This window comes from Mesorhizobium sp. M2A.F.Ca.ET.067.02.1.1 (assembly GCF_004023285.1).
In the GTDB taxonomy this organism is placed as follows: domain Bacteria; phylum Pseudomonadota; class Alphaproteobacteria; order Rhizobiales; family Rhizobiaceae; genus Mesorhizobium.
Genome location: NZ_RZSB01000025.1, coordinates 1 through 23,094 on the forward strand (window position 1 = coordinate 1; position 23,094 = coordinate 23,094).

Here is a 23,094-nt window from a genome sequence, read left to right on the forward strand (position 1 = left end):
TTCCACCGTCGAATATGCCTATCTGGCGGAGGAGATGGGCAAGGCGCATCTCGGCGCCGAGACCTTCAACTGCTCGGCGCCCGACACCGGCAACATGGAGGTGCTGGAGCGCTACGGCTCGGAGGCGCACAAGCGGGACTGGCTGGAGCCGCTGCTCGAGGGGAAGATCCGCTCTGCCTATCTGATGACCGAGCCGGATGTTGCCTCCTCGGACGCGACCAACATCTCGATGCGCTGCGAGCGACAGGGCGGCGATTATGTGCTGAACGGCGAGAAATGGTGGGCGTCCGGCGCCGGCGATCCGCGCTGCGCCATCTATATCGTCATGGTCAGGACCGGATCGGACGAGGAGCCGCAGCATCGCCGGCATTCGATGATCCTGGTGCCTTCCGACAGCAAGGGCGTCACCAAATTGCGGCCAATGCAGGTCTATGGCGACGACGACGCCCCGCACGGCCATATGCATCTGAGATTCGAGAATGTGCGAGTGCCGGCAGCGAACCTGATCCTCGGCGAGGGCAGGGGCTTCGAGATCGCGCAGGGGCGGCTCGGGCCTGGGCGCATCCATCACTGCATGCGCGCCATCGGCCAGGCCGAGATGGCGCTGGAGATGCTGTGCCAGCGCTCGGTGCGGCGCGAGGCCTTCGGCCAGTCGCTGGCCAAGCTCGGCGCCAATTTCGACATCATCGCCGAATGCCGCATGGAGATCGAGATGGCGCGGCTCCTGTGCCTGAAGGCGGCGTGGATGATCGACCAGGGAGACGCGCGCGCGGCCGCCCCCTGGATCAGCCAGATCAAGGTGGTGGCGCCCCGCGTCGCGCTGAAGGTCACCGACGAGGCGGTGCAGATGTTCGGCGCGCAAGGCATCAGCCAGGACACGCCGCTCGCCCGCTCGTGGACGCATCTGCGGACGCTGCGGCTGGCGGACGGGCCGGACGCCGTGCACCGGCGCCAGGTGGCGCGCACGGAACTGAAAAAATACACGCAGGAAAAGGTCTGACAGCCATGACGCTTCCATCGCAAATGCGAGGCTTGCTGCTTGTCGGCGACGGTTACACCAGAACGCCTTCGGCGGCCGCGCTGGAAGCGATGGAGCCTTACCTTGAGCCTGGCAGCATAGCCGTGCCGGAGCCGGGGCCGACACAGGCGCTGATCAAGGTCAGCCTCGCCTCGATCAACCCCTCCGACATTGCCTTCATCAAGGGCCAGTACGGCCAGCCGCGGGTGAAGGGTCGTCCGGCAGGTTTCGAGGGCGTCGGCATGGTCGTCGCCACCGGCGACGACCCGTACGCAAAAAGCCTGGCGGGCAAGCGGGTCGCCTTCGCCACTGGCGTGTCGAACTGGGGGGCGTGGGCGGAGTATGCGGTTGCCGAGGCCGCGTCCTGCATCCCGCTCATCGACACGGTGCGCGACGAGGATGGCGCCGCGATGATCGTCAATCCGCTGACCGCCTTGGCCATGTTCGACATCGTCAGGGAGGAGGGCGAAAAGGCCTTCGTCATGACCGCAGGCGCCAGCCAGCTCTGCAAGCTGATCATCGGGCTGGCGAAAGAGGCGGGTTTCCGGCCGATCGTCACCGTGCGCCGTGACGAGCAGATCCAACTGCTGAAGGACCTCGGCGCCGCCCATGTGCTCAATGAGAAGGCGGCGGATTTCCAGGCCGTGCTGCGCGAAACCATGAAGGCCGAGCAGCCACGCATCTTCCTCGACGCGGTCACCGGCCCGCTGGCTTCGACTATCTTCAATGCCATGCCGAAACGCGCGCGTTGGATCATCTATGGCCGGCTCGACGCCGAGCCGACGGTTATCCGCGAGCCGGGGCAACTGATCTTCCAGCACAAACGCGTCGAGGGCTTCTGGCTGGCCGAATGGATGCGCCAGTTCCGCGACAGGCTGGGTCCGGCGGTGCTGGAGGCGCAGAAGCGCTTTTCCGACGGACGCTGGTCGACCGACGTCACGGCGGTCGTGCCGCTGGGCGAGGCGATGGCACGGCTGCCGGCCGAGCTCGCCAAGCCCAACGGAAAGGTGTTCATCAGGCCCTAAACTGCCGGGCGCCGATTTGAACACAAAGCTGTGATCGGCAAGGGAGCGGCCGAAAAACGCCGTTGTCTCGCCTTCCGTTGCCACGCGCTGGCAACGGTCACGCTCGGATGTTCTATTTCATTTCGATGTGATATCTGGCCGGCGCTGAGGCCAAGCGGCGATGGGAATGCCGCCCTGGTCGGAACGCGGGGTGGGCTATGATGGTGACCAAGCCGGTCTTCGACCGTTTGGGGTTTTGGCTGTGGGTCGGGTCGTTTCTGATTGTGCTTGGCTTGGCGCTGTGGTCGCCCAATCCGCGTTCGGTGGTCCATATCTATAGACACGGCAGTGAAGCTTTTCTCGCCGGAGAACCGCTGTATCAGGTCGAAGTCGCCATGGGGTACCTATATGCTCCCGCCTTCGCCGTCCTCTATGTTCCGCTGCTGAAGCTCGGGCCGTATCTGGGCAATGTTTTGTGGCACATGCTGGGCTTCGGGGTGCTTACCTTTGCCGCTATGCGCCAAGTCCGCAAGGTGGGCGGCGAGGAGCAGACATGGCTCCTGTCTTTCGGTCTCTTCCTCGCCCTGCCGGTTTCGCTGGCAGCGCTTCGCAATGGCCAGGCGACGATCCTGCTTACCGGGGCGTGCTGGTTTCTGACGCTGTCGGCACTCGAGGGACGCCGCGCCGAATGCTTCTTCTGGGCCATACTTGCGATCATCGCCAAGCCGACCGCGATCATCATGCTGCTGCTGGCGGGAGCGCTACGCCCCAGATTGATACCGGCGCTGGTGCTGGCGGTCCTTGTCGTTCTCGTCATCCCCTATGGCTTTGCATCGACGGACTATATCAACGCGCAATATCACGATTTCTTCAGGCTGCTGACTTCGATGACGGTCGATCCAACCGGCCCCTTCGTTCCGGCCGACTTCACGGCGCCGTTCACGCGGTTTGGGATGCCGATCCCTGAATCCGTGGCGACGATCGTGCGCGTCGTCGCCGGTTTGCTCACACTTTGGCTGGTGCTCCAGTTCGATCGCAGGCTGGACTCCAACCTCGGCGGACTCGCCATCTTCCTCGCCGCGGCATTCTACATGTGCGTCTTCAATCCGCGTGTCGAGCAGAACACCTATGCCATGGCGGCAGTGCCCGCGGGTCTCTCCATCGCCTTGCTTTGGCGGGAAAAGGGAGCCGGTGCCGTGCGCTGGTTCCTGGCAACGCTCCTCTTCGTCACCGGACTGACCAGTGTCGATCTGCGACTGCACGACCTTTTCCATCTGTGGTTCCGACCGCTCAGCGTCAGCATAATTGCCTGCGTGCTCATCGGCTGGCTCTGGACGCGAGGCAGACAGAAGGCGCCAGCCGCGGGAGCCGTCGCCCGTGGCTGAGAGGCTCGACGTCATCGCGCCGTTCTTCAACGAGGCCGAATCCGCGATTGCCTTCGTCGGGCTGCTCGACAGGCTCGAGGCTGCCGTGGTGGAGCGCTTCGGCATGACGGTGCGCAAGATCCTCGTCGATGACGGCAGCCACGACGGCAGCGCCGAGACATTCGCGGCGGCCCTGTCAGGTTCCTGGGAGATCGTGCGGCTCAGCCGCAATTTCGGCAAGGAAGCCGCGGTGCTCGCCGGGCTCGACCATTCCCGCGGCGACCTGGTCCTGATCATGGACTCCGACCTCCAGCATTCCATGGACATCAGCCTGAAGATGATCGGCGAGCTGGTCGACGATCCGGAGATCGATGTCGTTTATGCGCAGAACGATCGGCGGGAGGGCAGTTGGCGGCGCAGCCAGCTGGCTCGGCTTTTCTACAAGCTGATCAACAGCAGCCAGCGCTTCGATATCCCGGAGAATGCCGGGGACTTCCGCGTTATGCGCGGCGCGGTGGCGCGTGCCTTGACCAGCGTGCGCGACAAGCGTCGTTTCAACAAGGGCCTGTTCGCCTGGGCGGGCTTTCGCCAGAAGGCGGTGCTTTATTCGCCGGAAAGCCGCGCCAGCGGCACATCGAAATGGAGCCGGTTCAACCTGATCGCGTTCTCGCTCGAAGGGTTCACCTCGTTTTCCGTGATCCCGCTGCGCATCATCAGCCTCATCGGATTGCTGGCGGCATTTGCCGGTCTCGCCTATGGCGTGAAAGTGGTCTTCGAGGTGCTGTTCTATGGCATCGCCGTGCCCGGCTATCCAAGCATCATGGTCGCCGTCGTGTTGCTGGGCGGCCTCAACCTGGCGCTGCTCGGCCTGATCGGCGAATATGTCTGGGTCACGCTCAGTGAAAGCAAGGACCGGCCCGTCTACATCGTGCGCGACGTGCTGCATGGCAATGCCGCCGAGCAGGTTGCTCCCGACAGATGACCAGGTCGATCCGCCTGATCGCCGACGATTATGGGCTGGCGCCGGGAGTCTCGAGCGCGATCCTCGACCTGATCGAGCGCGGCCGCCTGACCGGAACCGGATGCATGACCGGTTTTCCCGAATGGGAAGAGGCGGCGGCGCGCATCAGGCCGTTCCGCCGTCGGGCTGCCGTCGGGCTGCATCTGACCCTCACCGATCAGGCCGCCGCGACCGGTTCGTCGAGCCTGGCGCCGGAAGGCAGGCTGCCGGGGCTCGCCTCCCTCGCGCTGCCGGTGCGGCGGGGGCGTATCGACGAGCCGGACGTTCATGCCGAGCTCGACGCCCAGTACGACCGCTTCGTCGAAGCGCTGGGCGGCCCGCCCGACTATATCGACGGGCACCAGCATGTGCATTTTCTTCCCGTGGTGCGGAATTGGCTGCTCGCGCGGTTCGGGGCAAGCGCGGGCAAACCGGCGCTGCGAGGGGCGCCGGGACTTCCGGGCATGGATGCTGCAGCGGCGAAGATCGCGGCGGTCGCCGCTCTGGCCGCAGGGTTCAACGGAGCGATGCGCCGAGCCGGCTTTAGCGTCTTGACGCCGCTTTCCGGGATCTATGACTGGCGGCAGCCGGAGAGGTTCGCTTCAACGCTGCGCGCCGCGATCAAGACCTTGCCCGAACAAGGGGTGTTCATGTGCCATCCGGGCCATGTCGATGACATTTTGCGGGCGCGAGACCCGATGCAGGCCGCGCGCGAGGTTGAGTACGCGGTTCTTTCCTCGCAGGATTTCGGCGACATCCTCGACAAGGCCGGAGCCCGCGTCATGGATGGTAGCGCATGAGCAATGCCGGCCAGCCGCAGCGTTCGACCGGCAACAAGATCGTCCGCTTCGCTCTTGTCGGACTGGTCAACACCGGCATCGACCTCACCGCATTCTACCTGCTGCTCAAGCTCACGGCGCCGGCTTTGGCCGCCAATGTCGGCGCCTGGTTCGTCGCGGTTCTCTTTTCCTTCGTTGCGAACCGCTTCTGGTCGTTCGAGCGGGACCCGGACATACGGCTGCACCATTCCTTCCTGCGCTTCGTGTCGCTGGGCGCGTTGATCTCGCTGGGCGTTTCCAGTCTCTCGATCGCGGCGCTGGCAGGAGCCATCGGCGTGTGGCCGGCCAAGATCATCGGCGTCGTGGTGGCGGCCGTGCTGAATTTCCTGGCCGCGCGCTGGTCGATCGAGGGGCGGTTGTTGAGGTGAGTCCAAGGACTTCGCTGCCCGGCCGGCTGGATGTTGGGACCCGATCCATTAATCTGTCTGCGCCGGACGCGGTCCCGATCCCTGCCGCACTTTCGTGAAGGCCTAATGCATGTCGCCCAAAAGTGCGCAGCGGTTTTGGACCACGACATGCATAGAAACAACAAGCTGAAGCACTGAGGCCGTTCAGACGCGACGCGCTAGCGCAAGCTCTCCAGATCGCGGATGCGCTTGGCGCCGGCGGCTTCCAATTGCCTCGTCACAGCGCCAATCAGGGTTTCGGCGACGACGAACAGAGCGGCGGACGAATCCCAGGCCGAAGGCACGGCAGTGCGTCCGGCGATCACATGGCGGGCGAAGCGGGCGATCGGCGACAGCCATTGGTCGGTAAAGAGGATGATCTGCACGCCGCGGTGATGCGCCTTCTCGGCGAAGCGGACGAGGCTTTCCTGGTAGCGGCGGATGTCGAAGATCACCAGGACGTCGCGCTTGCCCATGTCGATCAGGCGGTCGCGCCAGATGCTCTCCTGGCCGGCGAGGTGATAGACATCCGGCTGGATGATGGCGAGATGGGCGGCCATGTAGCGCGCCAGCGGATCGGTGAAGCGGCCGCCGATGAGGAAGGTCTTGCCGCGCCGCTCGGCAAGCCGCGCCGCGATGTCGGCCAGCTGTTTGTCGGTGAGGTGGCGGAAGGTCTCGCGCAAATTGTCGAGCGTCGCCTCCAGCATCGGCGAGACGGCGTCGCCGGCCGAGCCCGGATTGAGCGTGCGCGAGGCGGGCGACTGCAATTGCGCGGCCAGCTCATCCTGCAACGCCGACTGGAATTCGGGGTAGTTCTGGAAACCCAGCCTGGCGACGAAACGCAGGATCGTCGGCGAGGACACGCCGGCCGCGGCCGAGAATTCGGCGACGGTCTTCAGCCCGGTCATAGGATAGTTGGCAATCAGCGTCTGGGCGGCGCGGCGCTCGCCGGCCGGCATCGCGCCGATGCGGTCGGAGATCAGTTCGGCAATGCTGGAAATCATGGTTTTCCCCCACCCGTTGACCCGTCGCCGCCGTTTTCCCGAATTCGCGTTTGACAAAGCCGGTCAAACTGTATGAAATCATTCACCGGGACGCAATGAGGCAAAATACGTAACATAAGATACAGCGCTCCCGAGGGGACGGCAGTATGGAGAAAGCATGGCCCGCCAGCCTTGCACCGTCGGAGACCGTAAGGGTGACCAACCCTGGCGGCTCGAGCCCCTTCGTCTTCACCTGCGACCACGCCTCGAACTTCCTGCCAGCCGAATTCGGCACGCTGGGGCTGTCCCTTGAAGACCTTTCCCGCCACATCGCCTGGGATCCCGGCGCGCTGCCCGTCGCCAGCCGCATGGCCGAGGCGCTCGACGCCACTTTGGTCGAGACCCGTGTGTCGCGCCTCGTCATCGACTGCAACCGGCCGCTCGACGCGCCCGACCTCGTGCCGCCGGTCAGCGAGACGACAGTCATTCCGGGAAATTCCGGCCTGTCCGATAAGCAGCGCGCCGCGCGGGTCGACCTTGCCTGGCGCCCGTTTCATGACGCCATCTCCGGGATCGTCGACCGGCGGCTGGCGCGTGGACAGGAGACGCGGCTGGTCTCGGTGCACTCCTTCACGCCGGTCTACAAGGGCAAGAGCCGGCCCTGGCATATCGGCATCATCCATGATGACGACCGCAGGTTGGCGGCGCCGCTGATATCGGCGTTGCAGCGGCTTTCGGGCGTCACCGTCGGCGTCAACGAACCCTATTCGCCGGCCGACCGCGTCTACTTCACGCTGGAGCGGCATGCGCGCACGCGCGGCCTTGCCTGCGCGATGATCGAAATCCGCAACGACGAAATCGCCGGCGACACCGGGCAGCGGAAATGGGCGGATCTGCTCACAGGCATATTCTCGAATCTGGAGCCTGAGGAGGCCAGGGGCTCCCGACAACGCGCAATGGGAAAGTCAGTACAGTCGGCCAGTTAAGAACCAACAGGGGACTAAAATGTCAGCGCAAGACTATACGGAACACGACAAGCACGAGGACTTAAAGGTCCTCCACGGAATGGGCTATGCCCAAGAATTGTCGCGAAGCATGAGCCGCTTCTCGAACTTCGCGATCTCCTTCTCGATCATCTGCATTCTTTCAGGCGGCATCAACTCCTTCGCCCAGGCGACGTCTTCGATCGGCGGCGCCGGCGCGGGCATAGGCTGGATCGTCGGCTGCGCCGTTTCCGGGTTCTTCGCCCTTGCCATGGCGCAGATCGCCTCGGCGTTCCCGACAGCGGGCGGTCTCTATCATTGGGCCTCGATCCTCGGCAACCGGTTCACCGGCTGGCTCACCGCCTGGCTCAACCTGCTCGGCCTGATCACCGTGCTAGGCGCCATCAACATCGGCACAGCGTTCTTCTTCACCGGAACATTCGGGAGCTGGTTCGGGATGACCGGAACGCCGGGGGAAATTGTCGGGTTCGTCGCTTTCATTACCGTGCTGCAGGCTTTGCTCAATCATTTTGGCATCAAGCTGACAGCCCTGCTGACCGATGCTTCCGGCTTCATCATTCTCGGCACAACTGCGGTGTTGATCGTGGCCTGCCTGGTGTTTGCCCCGGCGATCGACGTCACCCGGCTTTGGACCTTCACCAACTATTCAGGTGACGCTGGCGGCGGCGTTTTTCCGCAGACCGACTCTATGAGCTATCTCTTCCTGCTCTGCCTGCTTTTGCCGGTCTACACCATCACGGGATATGATGCTTCGGCACACACATCGGAAGAGACACTGAAGGCCGCGCACTCGGTTCCGCGGGCGATTGTTTCATCCGTGGTCTGGTCCTCACTGATTGGCTGGGTGATGCTATGCGCCATCGTTCTGGCGATCCCGGATCTGGCGGCGGGCGCAAAGCAGGGCTGGAACGTCTTTTTCGCCACGATGGACGCGATTCTGCCGGTATGGCTGAAGGAGCTGCTCTATCTGGGTATCCTGATCGCGCAGTTTCTGTGCGGTCTCGCCACGGTGACCTCGGCCTCGCGCATGTTGTTCGCCTTCTCTCGCGACGGCGGCATGCCGGTCGGGTCGGCCGGGCTCGCCAAGGTCAGCCCAGCCTGGCGCACGCCGGTCAACGCGATCTGGACCGCTGCGGTCCTCGAGATCATCTATGTCTTCCTTGCCCAGTTCATCTCGATTGGCGGCACCAACATCTACACCATCGTCGTCAATTCGACGCTGGTCTTCCTGTTCCTGTCCTTCATCATTCCGATCGTGCTCGGCATGATGGCTTTCGGAACTTCGAAGTGGCCGAACCCGGGCCCGTGGAACCTCGGCGGTGGCGTTTTCAAGCTGTTCTGCATTCTGTCGATTATCGGCATGGCGATCATCTTCTACATCGCGGTTCAACCGCCAAACGACAAGGTGCTCTACATCACCATCGGCTTCATCATCTTGACCGCCGTGCTCTGGTTCGGCTTCGAGAACCGCCGCTTCCAGGGTCCGCCGATCGGTGAGCAGATCGCGGCGCGCCAGGCGGCGATCAAGGCGGCCGAGCAGGCGGTCGGCGAGACCGGCAACTGACCTTCGCTTCATGACCATGGCCGGCGCAATGCCGGCCATGGTCTCGTTTTTTCCCTTTCAAATCGACAGCACTGGAGCGCCAAAGGAATGGCCGGGAATTTCTCGTTCGATCAGTTGAAGAAGGCGGTCTCGAACGGCGAGATCGACACGGTGCTGGCCTGCATCGTCGATATGCAGGGCCGGCTCTCGGGAAAACGCTTCCTGGCCCAGTATTTCGTCGATTCCGCGCATGGCGAGACGCATGGCTGCAACTATCTGCTCGCCTGCGACATCGATATGGAGCCGGTACCGGGCTACAAGGCGGCGAGCTGGTCGAAGGGCTATGGCGACTTCGTCATGAAGCCCGACCTGTCGACGCTCCGGCGCATTCCGTGGCTGGAGAAGACGGCGCTGGTTATTTGCGACGTGCTCGACCATCACACGCATGAGGATCTTGGGCACTCACCCCGCGCGATCCTCAAGAAACAAGTCAAGCGCCTGCAGGAGCGCGGCTATATCGGCTATTTCGCCTCCGAGCTCGAATTCTACCTGTTCAGCGAAACCTACGAGTCGGCCCGCAAGAAGCACTGGCAGGGGCTCGACAGCGCCTCGCCCTATATCGGCGACTACCAGATCGGCATCACCACCAAGGAAGAAGGCGTCATGCGCCGGCTTCGCAACGAGATGGAGGCGGCCGGCATTCCGATCGAGAATTCCAAGGGCGAGTGGGGCCCCGGCCAGGAAGAGATCAATGTGCGCTATGCCGAAGCGCTCGACATGGCCGACCGCCACGTCATCCTGAAGAACGGCGCCAAGGAAATCGCCGATTCCGAAGGCAAGGCCATCTCCTTCATGGCCAAGTACAATTACGGGCTCGCAGGCAATTCCAGCCACATCCACAATTCGCTGTGGAGCGCCGACGGCAAGACGCCGCTGTTCTTCGACAAAAAGGCCGAGTGGACGCTGTCTAGCCTCGGCCAGCAATGGGCGGCCGGCCAGCTCAAATACGCCAAGGAGTTCACCTGGTTCCTGGCGCCCTACATCAATTCCTACAAGCGCTTCCAGGCAGGCACCTTCGCGCCGACCAAGATCATGTGGAGCGAGGACAACCGCACCGCAGGCTTCCGGCTCTGCGGCGAGGGCACCAAGGGCATCCGCATGGAATGCCGCATCGGCGGCGCCGACCTCAATCCTTATCTCGCCTTCGCGGCGCTGATTGCGTCGGGCCTCGCCGGCATTGACGAGAAGCTGGAACTGCAGAAGCCTTTCGTCGGCGATGCCTACCAGGCCTCGCGACTTCCCGAGATCCCGAAGACGCTGCGCGACGCGACCGAGACGCTGGCCAAGTCGAAGATGCTGAAGCAGGCCTTCGGCGAGGAGGTGATCGAGCACTATGTGCACACCGCCCGCTGGGAGCAGTTCGAATACGACCGCCGCATCACGGATTGGGAACTGCATCGGGGCTTCGAGCGGTATTAAGCTGCCGCGTCAGCGTCGGCACTGCCCATCACCCTTAACCTCTCCCGTGAGGACGAGGAGAGGGGTAGCGGGCGTCGGAACGCTTCCCTTCTCCCCGTCACTATGCGGGAGAAGGTGCCGGCAAGCGGATGAGGGCAGGCCATGCGCATATCGATTGTTGTAAAACTGCGAGGACTTATAAAATGACCGAAACGGTCAAGCTGAAATCCCCCATCGACGGCTCGATCTATGCCGAGCGGCCGGTCGCGACCGACCACGCGATCAACGCGGCGGTCGAGCGCGCCAGGGCGGCGCAGGAGAAATGGGCCGAGACGCCGGTCGTCGAGCGCGGCAAATACATGCTGGCGATGCTCGAGGCGCTGGTCGCCATGACCGACGAGATCGTGCCTGAGATCGCCTGGCAGATGGGGCGGCCGGTGCGCTACGGCGGCGAGTTCGGCGGCGTCAAGGAACGCACCAACTACATGGTCGAGATCGCTGAACAGGCGCTCAAGCCGGTCATGGCCTCGAACCCGAAGGAGGGTTTTCGGCGCTATGTGAAGAAGGTGCCGCTCGGCGTCGTGCTGGTGATCGCGCCTTGGAACTATCCCTATCTCACCGCCGTCAACACCATCGTGCCGGCGCTGATGGCCGGCAGCGCCGTCATCCTCAAGCACGCGGCACAGACGTTGCTCGTCGGCGAACGCTTCCAGCAGGCTTTCGACAGAGCGGGGCTGCCCAAGGGGCTGTTCCAAAACCTCGTCATGAACCATGCCCAGACCGAGAAGCTGCTCGGCTCCGGCAAGATCGACCATGTCAACTTCACCGGATCGGTCGGCGGCGGCCGCGCCATCGAGAAGGCGGCGGCCGGCACCTTCATGACGCTCGGCCTCGAACTCGGCGGCAAGGATCCGGCCTATGTGCTGCCCGACGCCAAGCTGGACCATGCGGTCGCCAATCTTGTCGACGGCGCCTTCTACAATTCCGGCCAGTGCTGTTGCGGCATAGAGCGCGTCTATGTGCACGAGAAGGTCTATGACGAGTTCGTCGAAGGTTTCGTCGCCGAGACGAAGAACTATGTCGTCGGCAATCCGCTGGAACAGGCGACCACGATGGGCCCGATGGCGCAGGCGCGCTTCGCCGACCTGATCCGCGAGCAGAAGGCCGAGGCGCTGCGCAAAGGCGCGACCGCACATATCAACATGAGGGTCGAGAACGACAGGGCGGGCTCGCCCTATCTGGCGCCGGAAGTGCTGACAGAAGTCGACCACCAGATGAGCGTCATGCGCGAGGAAAGTTTTGGGCCGATCGTCGGCATCATGAAGGTGCGCAACGACGAGGAGGCGATCGCGCTGATGAACGACAGCCCCTATGGGCTGACCGCGTCGATCTGGACACGCGACACCGAGCGCGCGATCGCCATCGGCGACCGCGTCGAGACCGGCACCGTGTTCATGAACCGCTGTGACTATCTGGACCCGGCGCTGGTCTGGACCGGCGTCAAGGACACCGGCAAGGGCGCGGCGCTCTCGGCCATCGGTTACGACAATCTGACCCGGCCGAAATCCTATCACCTGCGCGAAACGATCTGACCTTTCGAAAGACAAAAATGTCCAAGCTGATCTCCAAATGGAACTACCCCACCACCGTCCGCTTTGGCGCCGGGCGCATCAAGGAATTGCCTGATGTGCTCAATGCGACGGGCATCAAGCGGCCGCTCTTCGTCACCGATCCGGGCCTTGCGAAACTGCCCGTCGTCGCCTCGACGCTGAAGATCCTCGACGATGCCAAGATCCCATACGGCGTCTTCTCGGAGGTGAGGCCCAACCCGGTGGAGTCCAATCTCACCGCCGGCATCGCGGTGTTCAAGAAGGGCAAGCATGACGGCGTCATCGCCTTCGGCGGCGGCTCCGCGCTCGACCTCGGCAAGCTCATCGCCTTCCAGGCCGGGCAGACACGGCCCGTTTGGGATTTCGAGGATATCGGCGACTGGTGGACCCGGGCCAATTCGGACTTGATTGCGCCGATCATCGCGGTGCCGACCACGGCGGGCACGGGGTCCGAGGTTGGCCGCGCCGGCGTCATTACCAATGAGGAGACCCATACCAAGAAGGTCATCTTCCATCCGAAGCTTCTGCCGGCGATCGTCATTGCCGATCCGGAACTGTCGGTCGGCATGCCGCCCTTCATCACCGCCGGCACCGGCATGGACGCGCTGGCGCACTGCCTGGAGGCCTATTGCGCGCCGGGCTATCATCCGATGGCCGACGGCATCGCCGTGGAAGGCATAAGGCTAGTGTTCGAGAACCTGCCGAAGGCTTTCGCCAACGGCAAGGATCTGGTCGCGCGCGCCCATATGATGAGCGCGGCGGCCATGGGCGCCACCGCTTTCCAGAAGGGGTTGGGGGCCATCCATTCGCTGTCGCATCCGATCGGCGCTCTCTACGACACCCATCACGGCATGACCAACGCGGTGTTCATGCCCTATGTGCTGGCCTTCAACCGCGAGGCGATCGAGGAGCGCATCGCACGGCTCGCCGCCTATTGCGGCATCAAGGGCGGCTTCGACGGCTTTGCCAGGGCCATCATCAAGCTGCGCAAGGAGCTCAAGGTGCCGCACGCGCTGCCCGGCCTGATCAAGGGGCTCGACATGGACAAGAAGCGCAAGACCCTGATCGCCGATATGGCGGTGGTCGACCCGACCGCCGGCGGCAACCCCGTGAAGCTCACCAAGAAAGCAGCGCTGACGCTGCTCGAAAATGCCATCGCCGGCTCCGTCTGAGAAGCCGGCCTCGATGCCGAGGAGTTGAATAAGGGAACACTCGAGAAAAAGGGAGGAGGGGCAAAATCAAGGCAGCTAACCATTAGCCGGAAAATTAAGCGCGGGCTAATTGCTACAGTCCGTTAAAAAGAGTTAACTTTTTTCGCTGTGGGGCTCCGGTTTCAAAAAGCCTTCATCTGGCTGTCACACGAAAACGATACCCGCATCGCAGGCGCTTAGCGCGCCAGTTCAACGGAGAGAACACATGTTCAAGTTCACGGGGAAAGTGCTTTCCCTCTCGGCCGCGGCGCTCTTTGCGTCGACGATGATTTCGTCCGCAGATTCGCTGGACGATCTCGTCAAGGCCGCGAAGGCGGAAGGCCAGCTCACCACGATTGCGCTCCCGCATGACTGGTGCGGCTACGGGGCAGTGATCGACGCATTCAAGGCCAAGTATCCGGAAATCACCATCAACGAGCTCAACCCCGACGCCGGCTCCGGCGATGAGGTCGAGGCGATCAAGGCCAACAAGGACAACAAGGGCCCGCAGGCGCCTGACGTCATCGACGTCGGCCTGTCCTTCGGTCCGACCGCCAAGAAAGACGGCCTGCTTTTGCCCTACAAGGTGTCGACTTGGGATTCGATCCCGGACAGCGCCAAGGATGCCGACGGCGCCTGGTACGGCGACTATTACGGCGTGCTCTCCTTCGAGGTGAACAAGGATCTGGTCAAGGAATCGCCGGCCGATTGGGCTGATCTCCTGAAGCCGGAATTTGCTAACTCGGTCGCGCTCGCCGGTGATCCGCGCGCTTCGAACCAGGCCATCCAGGCGGTCTACGCCGCCGGCCTTTCCGGTGGCGCCGCCGCTGGCGAAGCCGCAGGCACCGCCGGCCTGGACTACTTCAAGAAGCTCAACGCAGCCGGCAATTTCGTGCCGGTCATCGGCAAGACCGCGACGCTCGCCCAGGGCCAGACGCCGATCCTCGTCACTTGGGACTACAACGCGCTTTCGGGCCGCGACACGCTGAAGGGCAACCCGCCCGTCGACGTCATCGTGCCGAAGACGGGCGTCGTCGCCGGCGTCTACGTGCAGGCAATCAGCGCCTTCGCGCCGCATCCGAACGCCGCCAAGCTGTGGATGGAGTACCTCTATTCCGATGAAGGCCAGATCGGCTGGCTGAAGGGCTATTGCCACCCAATCCGCTTCAACGATCTCGCCAAGAACGACAAGATCCCGGCGGACGTGCTGGCCAAGCTGCCGCCGGCGGAATCCTATGCTTCCGCCGTGTTCCCGACGCTCGATGAGCAGGGCAAGGCCAAGGAAACCATCACCAAGAACTGGGACGCCATCGTCGGCGCCAATGTGAAGTAACAGCGTGATACGGGCCGGGCGGCTCTGGTCGCCCGGCCTCGTTCCAGCACGGTAACCGGCGCATGACCGATCTCTCGCTATCCAACAAGGCAATTGCGGGAAACACCGCGCCGCCAGCCGAGGCGCGAAGCCTGCGGCTGCCGACGCAGTGGCTTGGCGTCACGCCTTTCTTCGTCTTCGCCGTGATGTTCCTGATCCTGCCCACGCTCTACCTGATGCTGGGCGCCTTCGAGAACGAGGCGGGCGAATTCACCTTCGCCAACATCGTCGCTCTCTTTTCGGCCAACATCGTTGCCGCCTACTGGATCTCGATAAAGGTTAGCCTGGCGTCATCGCTGATCGGCGCCTTCGCGGGCCTCGCCATCGCCATCGCCATCGTGCGCGGCGGGCTGCCCAACTGGATACGTTCGGCGACGCTCACCTTCTCCGGCGTCGCATCCAATTTCGCCGGCGTGCCGCTCGCCTTCGCTTTCATCGCGACGCTCGGGCGGCTCGGTCTCGTCACCGTCCTGCTCAACACGCTGGTTGGCCTGAACCTCTACGCGCATGGCTTCAACCTGCTGTCATTCTGGGGATTGACGATCACATATGTCTATTTCCAGATCCCATTGATGGTGGTCATCATTGTGCCGGCCGTCGACGGCTTGAAACGCGAATGGGGCGAGGCCGCCGCGACGCTCGGCGCCACCCAGGCGCAATATTGGCGCATGGTGGTCATTCCGGTGCTCTGGCCAAGCTTCCTCGGCACTGTCATCCTGCTCTTCGCCAACGCCTTCGGAGCGATCGCGACCGCCTACGCGCTGACCGGCTCGTCGCTGAACATCGTTCCGATCCTGCTCTATGCGCAGATCCGCGGCGACGTGCTGCATAACGCCCATCTCGGCTATGCGATCGCCTTCGGCATGATCTTCATCACCGGGCTTGCCAACATCTTCTACATCTGGTTCCGGACGCGCTCGGAGAGGTGGCTGAAATGAAATCCGGCAGGTTCTGGGCCTGGTTCGTCTTCCTTTTGGGCGCGGCCTACTTCTTCATCCCGCTGATCGCGACGATCGAGTTCTCGCTGCGCATGCGGCGCGGCGTCTACTCGTTCGACGCCTACAAGGTCGTGCTGGGCGACAGCCAGTTCCAGGCGACCTTCATGTTCTCGGTGATCGTTGCCGTCTTCACCATCCTGCTCGGTGTGCTGATCGTGGTGCCCACGGCATACTGGATCCGCCTGCGCCTGCCGCAGCTCAGGCCGATCGTCGAATTCATCACGCTGCTGCCGCTGGTGATCCCGGCGATCGTCATCGTCTTCGGCTATATCCGGATGTACGGCTCGAATTCACCGCTGCCGTTCCTGGGGTCTAATTTGGGAGCGAACGCGTTGCTGGTGATTGGCTACGCGGCGCTCGCGTTGCCCTACATGTACCGGGCCGTCGACACCGGTCTTCGCACCATCGACGTGCGCACGCTGACCGAGGCAGCGCAGATCCTGGGGGCCGGCTGGGGCACGATCATCGCCCGCGTCATTCTGCCAAATGTGCTGATTGCTGTATTGTCGGGCGCGTTCCTCACCTTTGCGATCGTCATCGGCGAGTTCACGATGGCCAGCCTGCTCAACCGCCCCGCTTTCGGCCCCTATCTGCAGAATTTGGTCGCCAACCGCGCCTATGAACCGGCCGCGCTGTCAATCATCGCCTTCGTAATAACATGGGGCTGCATGTCACTGATTCAGATACTGTCGCGCTTCGCGCCGAAATCGGCGAACCGCCCCAATTGAGCGAAAAGCACTGAAAGAAAAAGCCATGGCCGAGCCGTTCCTCTCAATCCAGCATGTGCGAAAATCCTTCGGCGCCACGACTGTGGTCGAGGATTTCAATCTAGATGTCGCGCCCGGCGAGTTCGTCTCATTCCTTGGCCCGTCGGGCTGCGGCAAGACGACGGTGTTGCGCATGGTCGCCGGCTTCGAGGAGCCGTCGGCCGGCAAGATCGTCGTCGGCGGCAAGGACATCACAAGGCTGAAGCCCAACCAGCGCAATGTCGGCATGGTGTTCCAGGCCTATGCGCTGTTCCCGAACCTGACGGTGGCGCAGAACATCGCCTTCGGCCTGAAGGTGGCCGGCATGTCGAAATCGGACGCGGACAGGCGCGTCGCCGAGATGCTCGACATGATCAAGCTGCCGCAAATGGCCGATCGCTATCCCTACCAGCTTTCCGGCGGCCAGCAGCAGCGCATCGCATTAGCCCGCGCCATCGCGCCGAAGCCGAAGCTGTTGCTGCTCGACGAGCCGCTGTCGGCGCTCGACGCCAAGGTGCGTGTGTCGCTGCGCGAGGAAATCCGTTCCATCCAGAAGAAGCTCGGCATCACCACCATCTTCGTCACACATGACCAGGAAGAGGCGCTGTCGATCTCAGACCGCATCGCGGTGATGTATGGCGGCAGGGCCGAGCAGGTCGGCACGCCGTTCGAGATCTACAACCGGCCGGCAACCAAGTTCGTCGCCAATTTCGTCGGCACGCTCAACGTGCTGGAGGGCAAGGTCACCGACGCCGCCTCGGGCAAGGTGCAGGTCAACAGTCAGGAAGTCTCGCTCAAGGGCAAGCTCAACGGCTCCAAGTCCGGCGACACGCTGTCGCTCGCCCTGCGGCCGGAAGCGATCTCGCTGGGGCGGCAGCCCGGCCATGACACCAGCCTGTCAGGCGAGATCGCCGAAGTGCATTTCCTCGGTTCTGTCATCCGCGTACGCGTCGGCATCGGCGGCAACACGGTGTCGCTCGACACCTTCAACAATTCCACGACGCCGCCGCCGGTCGTCGGCGACAAGGCGGACATTTCGTTTTCATCGGGCGATATGCTGGTTCTGCACTAGGCTGTGTCGATATTCAGGTGAGGCTGGCCTGCAAATGGCGGTCTCCTGCGCTTCTGGCCTGACAAATCAACAGTATCCTAGCTCAAGGTACTGCCAAGCCTCGTGTTTCATCGTTACGATGAGCCATGGCCCTCTTCGAGCTCACCCTCATCCTGCTTCTGATCGCCGTCGCGCTGACGGCGCTGTCGCGCCGTCTCGAGATACCCTATCCGTCGCTGCTGGCGCTTGCAGGCGTTGCGCTGGCCTTCGTGCCGGGCGCACCAACGATCGAGATCGATCCGGAACTGGCGCTGGCGCTGTTCATCGCGCCGGTGCTGCTCGACGCCGCCTATGACACCTCGCTGCGCGACCTGAAACGCTACCGGCTGTCGCTGGTGCTTCTGGCGCTCGGCGCCGTCGTGTTCACCACCGTGGTGGTTGCCTTCGTAGGCTGGAAGATGGCCGGCCTTCCGATCGCGGCGGCGATCGCGCTAGGCGCCATCGTCGCTCCGCCGGACGCGGTCGCGGCGAGTGCCGTGCTCGGCCAGTTCAGGGTGCCGCACCGCATCACAGCCATCCTGCAGGGCGAGAGCCTGCTCAACGATGCCACCGCGCTGCTGATCTACCGGATATCGGTTTCGGCGGCCATCGGCTCGGTCATGCTTAAGGACGCAGTGCCCGTCATCCTGCTTGCGACGGTCGGCAGCGTCGTCGCCGGCTATGTGTTCGGCCGAGTGTCGCTGCTCGCGCTGACGCGCATCGAGGATGCGGCAAGCAGCACCGTGGTGCAGTTCGCCGGAACCTTCGCCGTCTGGATCATTGCCGACAAGCTCGGTCTCTCCGCCATCATCACCATCGTCGTCTATGCGATCACCATCGCGCGGACCGCGCCACGCCGGATGTCCGCGAGGCGGCGCGTCAGCACCTATTCGGTCTGGGAGTCGGCCGTCTTCGTGCTCAATGTCTTAGCTTTCGTGCTGATGGGCCTTCAGGCTCGATCAATCGTCGGCCGGCTCTCCGGCGACGGGCAAGGCGAGGCCTTCCTCTTCGCTGCCACCGTGCTGGCCGTCGTCATCGTGGCGCGTCTCGTATGGGTGATGGGCTACGTTGCGGTGATAAAGCAGTTTAAGCGTTTCGACGGCGAAGGGCAGAAGCGGGATGCGCCGACGTTTCGCGGCGCGGTGCTTGTCGGCTGGTGCGGCATGCGCGGGCTGGTGACGCTGGTGGTGGCCATCGCCTTGCCCGCCGACTTTCCCGGCCGCGACCCGATCGTGCTGGCGGCCTTCGCCGTCGTGCTCGGAACGCTTGTGCTGCAGGGCATGAGCCTGAAGCCGCTGCTGCGCCGGCTCAACTTCGAGCGGGATACCTCGATCGACCGCGAAGTGGCCGAGGCGCGGGTGGCCATCATGCAGGCGGCGCTTGATGTGCTGAGCCGCAAGACCTCGTCCGCTGCCGCGGTCGTACGTGAACAATACGAGGCGCAACGCCGGATCGCCGAAAATCCGGACGATGCGCAAGCCGCGACGGAATACGACCGATTGCGTCTTTACGCCATCAAGCGGCAGCGTGACAGGCTGGAGGAGCTGCGCAGCAACGGCACGATCGGCGACGAGGCCTATCACCGGCTGGAAGAGGAGATCGACTGGTCGGAACTGGCGGCGGCTCCCGCCGGAAGCTTCCAGCCGCTCACCACCTGACGGATTTCAGCGAAAGCGTGGGCGTTTGCGGTGGCGATTCACCGCAGCGCCTGCCCGGGATTGCATCAGCACAGGGAGATAGAAAGGATCGCCTCCGTGGGAAAGCGAAACGGTGTGGCAAACGTGGTTCGCGGGCAGCATTGGACTATTCCGCTCGTCCTCGCGGTCCATTGAAACGCTGACGGCGAGGGGCTACTGCGATCCTCAGAAGCGAGCCGGTTAATCAATGAAGCTGATCAGCTACAACATCCAGTATGGCTACGGCAGCGACGGGCGCTATGATCTTTCCCGCGCCGCCAGGCTGGTGGACGGCGCCGACATCATCGCGCTGCAGGAGGTCGAGCGGCATTGGCTGCGAACCAATGAGGACGACCAGCCCGAGATCCTGTCCAGGCTGTTGCCCGGCTATTACTGGGCCTATGGCCCCGCCTTCGACCTGGACGCCAGCGAGAAGCGCGACGGTCGCGTCGTCAACCGCCGGCGGCAGTTCGGCACGATGGTGCTGTCGAAGCTGCCGATCGTCTGGTCGCGGCTGCATGCGCTGCCGATGCGCCGCACGCTGAGACCGCTCAACACCCGCAACGCGGCGCTGGAATGCATGATCCGCACGCCGGCCGGACCGGTGCGGGTGCTTTCCTTGCATCTGGCGCATATTGCGGCCGAGGAGCGGCTGGAGCAGATCGATTACCTCAACGCCGAGCATCGTCGCGCGCCATCCGATGGCGGTCCGTGGAGCGGCGCCGACGACGAGCCGCAGCGCAACTGGTCGAACGGCCAGGCGGAGCCCGAAAACCCCCAGGCGGCGATCTGGCTTGGCGATTTCAACATGGAGCCAGGCAGCGCCGAATACCGGTGTATTACCGGCAGCATGCCGTATCATCCCGGCGCCGCTTATATTGACGGCTTCGTCGATGCCGCCGCCGTCGCCAGCGAGCCTGGGCCGGATTTCCACACGCATGAAAAGATCATCGACGGCAGGCTGGCGAAACGCCGGCTCGACCATTGCTTCGTCGGCGGCATGCTGGCCGGGCGCGTCCGTTCGATAACAGCGGATGTCGGCGAGGTGGCATCCGACCATTTTCCGCTACGGGTCGAGATCGACCTGGAAACGCCGGGCATCGGCTCTAGTCTGGCAGGCAGGTGAGGCGGGCATGACGCTGTTCGTCTTCCTGGCTGTGCTGTCGGCGGCTGCCATGCACGCGATCTGGAACGCGCTGGTCAAGGTGCATCTCGACCGCTTCCTGTCGATCACGCTGATGACTCTCGGCATGGGCGCCGCGGCGCTTGTGGTGCTGCCCTTCGTCGAGGTGCCGAAGGCCGAGGTCTGGCCATTCATCCTCGCCTCGGTCTTCTTCCACATGGGCTACCGGACATTCCTGATCGGCGCTTACAAGGCCGGTGATTTCGCCCAGACCTATCCGCTGGCGCGCGGCACCGCGCCGCTGCTCTCGGCGCTGGGCGGCATTGTGTTGGTCGGGGAGGTGCCTGCGCCGCTTGCCATCCTCGGCATCGTGCTGTTGTCGATCGGCACGCTGGTCATGTCGTTTCGCGGCGGCGCGCATCTGGAAAGGCTCAATCTGCGCGCCGTCGGCTTCGCGCTTGGCACATCGATCTTCATCGCCAGCTACACGCTTTCCGACGGCAGCGGCGCGCGGCTGGCGGCGACCGCGACGAGCTACGCCGCCTGGCTGTTCGTCTGCGATGCGACGTGGGCGCTGGTGCTGTGCATTGCCTTTCGCGGATCGCAATCGCTTCCGGTGCTGGCCCGCGACTGGAAGGCTGGGCTGTTCACCGGCGTGCTCAGCGGCGCGGCCTACTGGATCGTCATGTGGGCGATGACCAAAGCGCCGATCGCGTCAGTTGCGTCGCTGCGTGAAACCTCGATCCTGTTCGCCATGCTGATCTCGGTGCTGGCGCTGGGCGAGAAGATGACCGCCTGGCGCGCCACGGCCGCGCTCGGCATCGTCGCCGGTGTCGTCGCGCTGAGAATGGGTTGATTGCCATTCACCCGAACACGGTCATCACCTGGCCGCGCTCGCTGGTGAGGTTCAAGGCGGTCCTCCTTTTGTGTCCCCAAAAGGAGCGATATGTTCCACGGCGGGCAAAAGAGAACGGGACAGCTGCCGGTTTTAAGCCGGCGAGCGGTCAGATTTGCGTCACCTCGAGATCGATGACCATCAGCCCCTCGGTGCCGCCTTCAAGCGCGGCGACAAGGCGCGCGCCGGCGCGCTGATGCGCCTCGTGCACGAGATAGGCGTCACGGGCGACGGCATCGCGAAAGTCGATGGTGAAACCGTGCGTTAGACCGCGCGCGAAAGGCTCGGGACTGACATTGGCGCTGAAATGCACCTTGCCCATGCCGTCGATGACGGCGCGCAGCGCTTCGAGGTCGGCATGGATCGCCGCGCGTTCGGTTTCAGGAACGTCATCGCGAAAGCGGATAAAGACGCAGTGGCGGATCATCGTTGATGCCTCAAGCCGCCTGGTTGCCCTTGAACACGGCCGGCGGCAGCGGCTCGCGGCCAAGGATGAGGTCGGCACCTTTTTCGCCAACCATGATGGTCGGCGCATTGGTGTTGGAGGAGGGGACGCGCGGCATCACCGAGGCGTCGCAGACGCGCAAGCCCTCGATGCCGCGCAGCCTGAGATCGGGTGTCACCACCGCCATCGCGTCATGGCCCATGCGGCAGGTGCCGACAGGATGATGATCGGTCTTGGAGGTGCGGCAGGCATAATCGAAGAGATCGGCGTCGCTCTGCAGGTTCGGACCCGGAAGCACCTCGCGCAACACATAGGGCTGTAGCGCCTTCTGCCGCATGATCTCGCGCGCCAGCCTGAGGCCCTTGATCGACATGTCGCGGTCATACGGGTCGGACCAGTAATTCGGATCGATCAGCGGGTGGTCGGCCGGGTCGGCGCTCTTCAGCCGCACCGTGCCACGCGAGCGGGGACGCAGGAAGGCGGAGTTCAGCGTCACGCCCGGGTTCTTCAGCTTCTCGACGCCGGCCTCGATGCCGGAGCCGAGACCGAGATGGAACTGGATGTCGGGCGAGGCGGCCGTCGGGTCGGCGTACCAGAAGCCGCCGGTCTCGAACAGGCTCGAGGCAACGGGACCCTTCTTGAGTAAGAGGTACTGCAGCCCGGCCCATAGGGTGCGGTGCAGCTTCGCATAATTGTCATAGGTGTGGTCGCCGGTGCATTCGGCAATGACGAAGAGATCGAGATGGTCCTGCATGTTGGAGCCGACGCCGGGCAGGTTATGCACCGGCGTGACGCCGACCGATTTCAGATGATCGGCCGGGCCGATGCCCGATTGCATGAGGAGCTTGGGCGAACCGATCGCGCCCGACGAGACGATCACCTCGCGTTCGGCGCGCATGATGGTCTTTTCGCCACCTGGCCTGTCGACGACCTCGACGCCGATAGCGCGGCCTTTCTCGACAACGACGCGGGTGACGAGAACGTCCGTCCTGACCGTCAGGTTCTTGCGGGCGCCGATCGGCTTCAGATAGGCGACGGAGGCCGATGAGCGCCGCGCGTTCTTTTGGGTCAGCTGGTAGTAGCCGACGCCTTCTTGGGCAGCGCCATTGAAGTCCGGGTTGAAGGGTATGCCCATTTCCTGTCCGGCGCGGAAATAGGCCTCGCAGATCGGCAGCGGCGAGATCGGATTGGAGACGCCGAGCGGACCCTGGTCGCCATGGAAATCGTTGGCGAAGCGCTGGTTGTTCTCGGCGCGCTTGAAATAGGGCAGCACGTCGCGATAGCCCCAGCCGGCGAGCCCCTCTTCCTTCTCTCAAGCGTCGTAGTCGCGGGCGTTGTCGCGCGTGTAGA

The 23,094-nt window shown here is 63.6% G+C and carries 20 protein-coding genes and 1 pseudogene; 18 read left to right on the top strand and 3 right to left on the bottom strand.

The features are described 5' to 3' along the window. The 6 genes from EOA28_RS04600 to EOA28_RS04625 form a co-directional block, all read left to right on the top strand. Nucleotides 1–1,000: acyl-CoA dehydrogenase family protein (locus EOA28_RS04600; protein ID WP_128314623.1), on the top strand; the 1,000-nt coding region annotated here is incomplete at its 5' end. Between the two features lie 5 nt (nucleotides 1,001–1,005). Next, nucleotides 1,006–2,043, top strand: a complete 1,038-nt coding sequence (locus EOA28_RS04605; protein WP_127249577.1) for a zinc-binding dehydrogenase — start codon at nucleotides 1,006–1,008, stop codon at nucleotides 2,041–2,043. Nucleotides 2,044–2,240: 197 nt separating this feature from the next. After that, entirely contained in the window at nucleotides 2,241–3,407 is a 1,167-nt protein-coding gene (locus EOA28_RS04610; RefSeq protein ID WP_127251687.1) for a glycosyltransferase 87 family protein, read from the top strand. Further along, nucleotides 3,400–4,368, top strand: coding sequence for a glycosyltransferase family 2 protein (locus tag EOA28_RS04615; RefSeq protein ID WP_127251686.1), 969 nt, complete (start codon nucleotides 3,400–3,402; stop codon nucleotides 4,366–4,368). The genes EOA28_RS04610 and EOA28_RS04615 overlap by 8 nt, the downstream gene beginning before the upstream one ends. Continuing rightward, nucleotides 4,365–5,186 (top strand): ChbG/HpnK family deacetylase, encoded by an 822-nt coding sequence (locus EOA28_RS04620; protein WP_127251685.1) that lies wholly within the window; start codon nucleotides 4,365–4,367, stop codon nucleotides 5,184–5,186. Before EOA28_RS04615 ends, EOA28_RS04620 begins: the two co-directional genes overlap by 4 nt. Then, a complete protein-coding gene (locus tag EOA28_RS04625; RefSeq protein WP_126081427.1) occupies nucleotides 5,183–5,593 on the top strand; it encodes a GtrA family protein in 411 nt (136 codons plus the stop codon). The genes EOA28_RS04620 and EOA28_RS04625 overlap by 4 nt, the downstream gene beginning before the upstream one ends. A 197-nt stretch (nucleotides 5,594–5,790) precedes the next feature. Here the strand turns inward: EOA28_RS04625 and EOA28_RS04630 are convergent, their stop codons facing one another. Beyond that, nucleotides 5,791–6,615: a MurR/RpiR family transcriptional regulator gene (locus EOA28_RS04630; protein ID WP_127251684.1), complete on the bottom strand. Its 825-nt coding sequence runs from the start codon at nucleotides 6,613–6,615 to the stop codon at nucleotides 5,791–5,793. Between the two features lie 146 nt (nucleotides 6,616–6,761). Between EOA28_RS04630 and EOA28_RS04635 the strand changes: the two genes are divergently transcribed. From EOA28_RS04635 to EOA28_RS04690, 12 genes are all read left to right on the top strand, one after another. Next, nucleotides 6,762–7,580 (top strand): N-formylglutamate amidohydrolase, encoded by an 819-nt coding sequence (locus EOA28_RS04635; RefSeq protein ID WP_126081429.1) that lies wholly within the window; start codon nucleotides 6,762–6,764, stop codon nucleotides 7,578–7,580. Between the two features lie 19 nt (nucleotides 7,581–7,599). Then, nucleotides 7,600–9,162, top strand: a complete 1,563-nt coding sequence (locus EOA28_RS04640) for an amino acid permease (RefSeq protein WP_126081430.1) — start codon at nucleotides 7,600–7,602, stop codon at nucleotides 9,160–9,162. An 87-nt stretch (nucleotides 9,163–9,249) separates the two neighbouring features. Then, nucleotides 9,250–10,620, top strand: coding sequence for a glutamine synthetase family protein (locus EOA28_RS04645; protein WP_127251683.1), 1,371 nt, complete (start codon nucleotides 9,250–9,252; stop codon nucleotides 10,618–10,620). Between the two features lie 182 nt (nucleotides 10,621–10,802). Then, nucleotides 10,803–12,191 (top strand): aldehyde dehydrogenase family protein, encoded by a 1,389-nt coding sequence (locus tag EOA28_RS04650; RefSeq protein ID WP_127251682.1) that lies wholly within the window; start codon nucleotides 10,803–10,805, stop codon nucleotides 12,189–12,191. 17 nt (nucleotides 12,192–12,208) lie between these two features. Next, entirely contained in the window at nucleotides 12,209–13,381 is a 1,173-nt protein-coding gene (locus EOA28_RS04655; protein WP_127251681.1) for an iron-containing alcohol dehydrogenase, read from the top strand. Between the two features lie 244 nt (nucleotides 13,382–13,625). Continuing rightward, nucleotides 13,626–14,732, top strand: a complete 1,107-nt coding sequence (locus EOA28_RS04660; RefSeq protein ID WP_127251680.1) for an ABC transporter substrate-binding protein — start codon at nucleotides 13,626–13,628, stop codon at nucleotides 14,730–14,732. 62 nt (nucleotides 14,733–14,794) lie between these two features. Then, nucleotides 14,795–15,709: an ABC transporter permease subunit gene (locus EOA28_RS04665; RefSeq protein ID WP_128314624.1), complete on the top strand. Its 915-nt coding sequence runs from the start codon at nucleotides 14,795–14,797 to the stop codon at nucleotides 15,707–15,709. Then, complete coding sequence (locus EOA28_RS04670) at nucleotides 15,706–16,497, top strand: ABC transporter permease (RefSeq protein WP_127251678.1); 792 nt, start codon at nucleotides 15,706–15,708, stop codon at nucleotides 16,495–16,497. The genes EOA28_RS04665 and EOA28_RS04670 overlap by 4 nt, the downstream gene beginning before the upstream one ends. A 25-nt stretch (nucleotides 16,498–16,522) precedes the next feature. Next, a complete protein-coding gene (locus EOA28_RS04675) occupies nucleotides 16,523–17,587 on the top strand; it encodes an ABC transporter ATP-binding protein (RefSeq protein ID WP_127251677.1) in 1,065 nt (354 codons plus the stop codon). Between the two features lie 125 nt (nucleotides 17,588–17,712). Beyond that, a complete protein-coding gene (locus EOA28_RS04680; RefSeq protein ID WP_127251676.1) occupies nucleotides 17,713–19,263 on the top strand; it encodes a sodium:proton antiporter in 1,551 nt (516 codons plus the stop codon). Between the two features lie 226 nt (nucleotides 19,264–19,489). Further along, the gene (locus tag EOA28_RS04685; RefSeq protein ID WP_127251675.1) at nucleotides 19,490–20,407 is read left to right on the top strand and encodes an endonuclease/exonuclease/phosphatase family protein; all 918 of its coding nucleotides are present in this window, start codon (nucleotides 19,490–19,492) and stop codon (nucleotides 20,405–20,407) included. A gap of 7 nt (nucleotides 20,408–20,414) precedes the next feature. Beyond that, nucleotides 20,415–21,260: an EamA family transporter gene (locus EOA28_RS04690; RefSeq protein ID WP_127251674.1), complete on the top strand. Its 846-nt coding sequence runs from the start codon at nucleotides 20,415–20,417 to the stop codon at nucleotides 21,258–21,260. 148 nt (nucleotides 21,261–21,408) lie between these two features. Here the strand turns inward: EOA28_RS04690 and EOA28_RS04695 are convergent, their stop codons facing one another. Both EOA28_RS04695 and EOA28_RS04700 read right to left on the bottom strand, forming a co-directional pair. Further along, the gene (locus EOA28_RS04695; protein WP_127251673.1) at nucleotides 21,409–21,726 is read right to left on the bottom strand and encodes a Dabb family protein; all 318 of its coding nucleotides are present in this window, start codon (nucleotides 21,724–21,726) and stop codon (nucleotides 21,409–21,411) included. A gap of 10 nt (nucleotides 21,727–21,736) precedes the next feature. Continuing rightward, nucleotides 21,737–23,094 (bottom strand): annotated as a pseudogene (locus tag EOA28_RS04700) (GMC oxidoreductase); the annotation flags it as partial.

Excerpts from the sequence above, each read along its gene's own strand:
- EOA28_RS04650 (WP_127251682.1), top strand. The coding sequence starts at position 10,803 with ATGACCGAAACGGTCAAGCTGAAATCCCCCATCGACGGCTCGATCTAT.
- EOA28_RS04640 (WP_126081430.1), top strand. The coding sequence starts at position 7,600 with ATGTCAGCGCAAGACTATACGGAACACGACAAGCACGAGGACTTAAAG.
- EOA28_RS04695 (WP_127251673.1), bottom strand. The coding sequence starts at position 21,726 with ATGATCCGCCACTGCGTCTTTATCCGCTTTCGCGATGACGTTCCTGAA.
- EOA28_RS04660 (WP_127251680.1), top strand. The coding sequence starts at position 13,626 with ATGTTCAAGTTCACGGGGAAAGTGCTTTCCCTCTCGGCCGCGGCGCTC.
- EOA28_RS04635 (WP_126081429.1), top strand. The coding sequence starts at position 6,762 with ATGGAGAAAGCATGGCCCGCCAGCCTTGCACCGTCGGAGACCGTAAGG.
- EOA28_RS04670 (WP_127251678.1), top strand. The coding sequence starts at position 15,706 with ATGAAATCCGGCAGGTTCTGGGCCTGGTTCGTCTTCCTTTTGGGCGCG.
- EOA28_RS04655 (WP_127251681.1), top strand. The coding sequence starts at position 12,209 with ATGTCCAAGCTGATCTCCAAATGGAACTACCCCACCACCGTCCGCTTT.
- EOA28_RS04610 (WP_127251687.1), top strand. The coding sequence starts at position 2,241 with ATGATGGTGACCAAGCCGGTCTTCGACCGTTTGGGGTTTTGGCTGTGG.
- EOA28_RS04685 (WP_127251675.1), top strand. The coding sequence starts at position 19,490 with ATGAAGCTGATCAGCTACAACATCCAGTATGGCTACGGCAGCGACGGG.
- EOA28_RS04690 (WP_127251674.1), top strand. The coding sequence starts at position 20,415 with ATGACGCTGTTCGTCTTCCTGGCTGTGCTGTCGGCGGCTGCCATGCAC.
- EOA28_RS04675 (WP_127251677.1), top strand. The coding sequence starts at position 16,523 with ATGGCCGAGCCGTTCCTCTCAATCCAGCATGTGCGAAAATCCTTCGGC.
- EOA28_RS04620 (WP_127251685.1), top strand. The coding sequence starts at position 4,365 with ATGACCAGGTCGATCCGCCTGATCGCCGACGATTATGGGCTGGCGCCG.
- EOA28_RS04630 (WP_127251684.1), bottom strand. The coding sequence starts at position 6,615 with ATGATTTCCAGCATTGCCGAACTGATCTCCGACCGCATCGGCGCGATG.
- EOA28_RS04680 (WP_127251676.1), top strand. The coding sequence starts at position 17,713 with ATGGCCCTCTTCGAGCTCACCCTCATCCTGCTTCTGATCGCCGTCGCG.
- EOA28_RS04625 (WP_126081427.1), top strand. The coding sequence starts at position 5,183 with ATGAGCAATGCCGGCCAGCCGCAGCGTTCGACCGGCAACAAGATCGTC.
- EOA28_RS04665 (WP_128314624.1), top strand. The coding sequence starts at position 14,795 with ATGACCGATCTCTCGCTATCCAACAAGGCAATTGCGGGAAACACCGCG.
- EOA28_RS04605 (WP_127249577.1), top strand. The coding sequence starts at position 1,006 with ATGACGCTTCCATCGCAAATGCGAGGCTTGCTGCTTGTCGGCGACGGT.
- EOA28_RS04645 (WP_127251683.1), top strand. The coding sequence starts at position 9,250 with ATGGCCGGGAATTTCTCGTTCGATCAGTTGAAGAAGGCGGTCTCGAAC.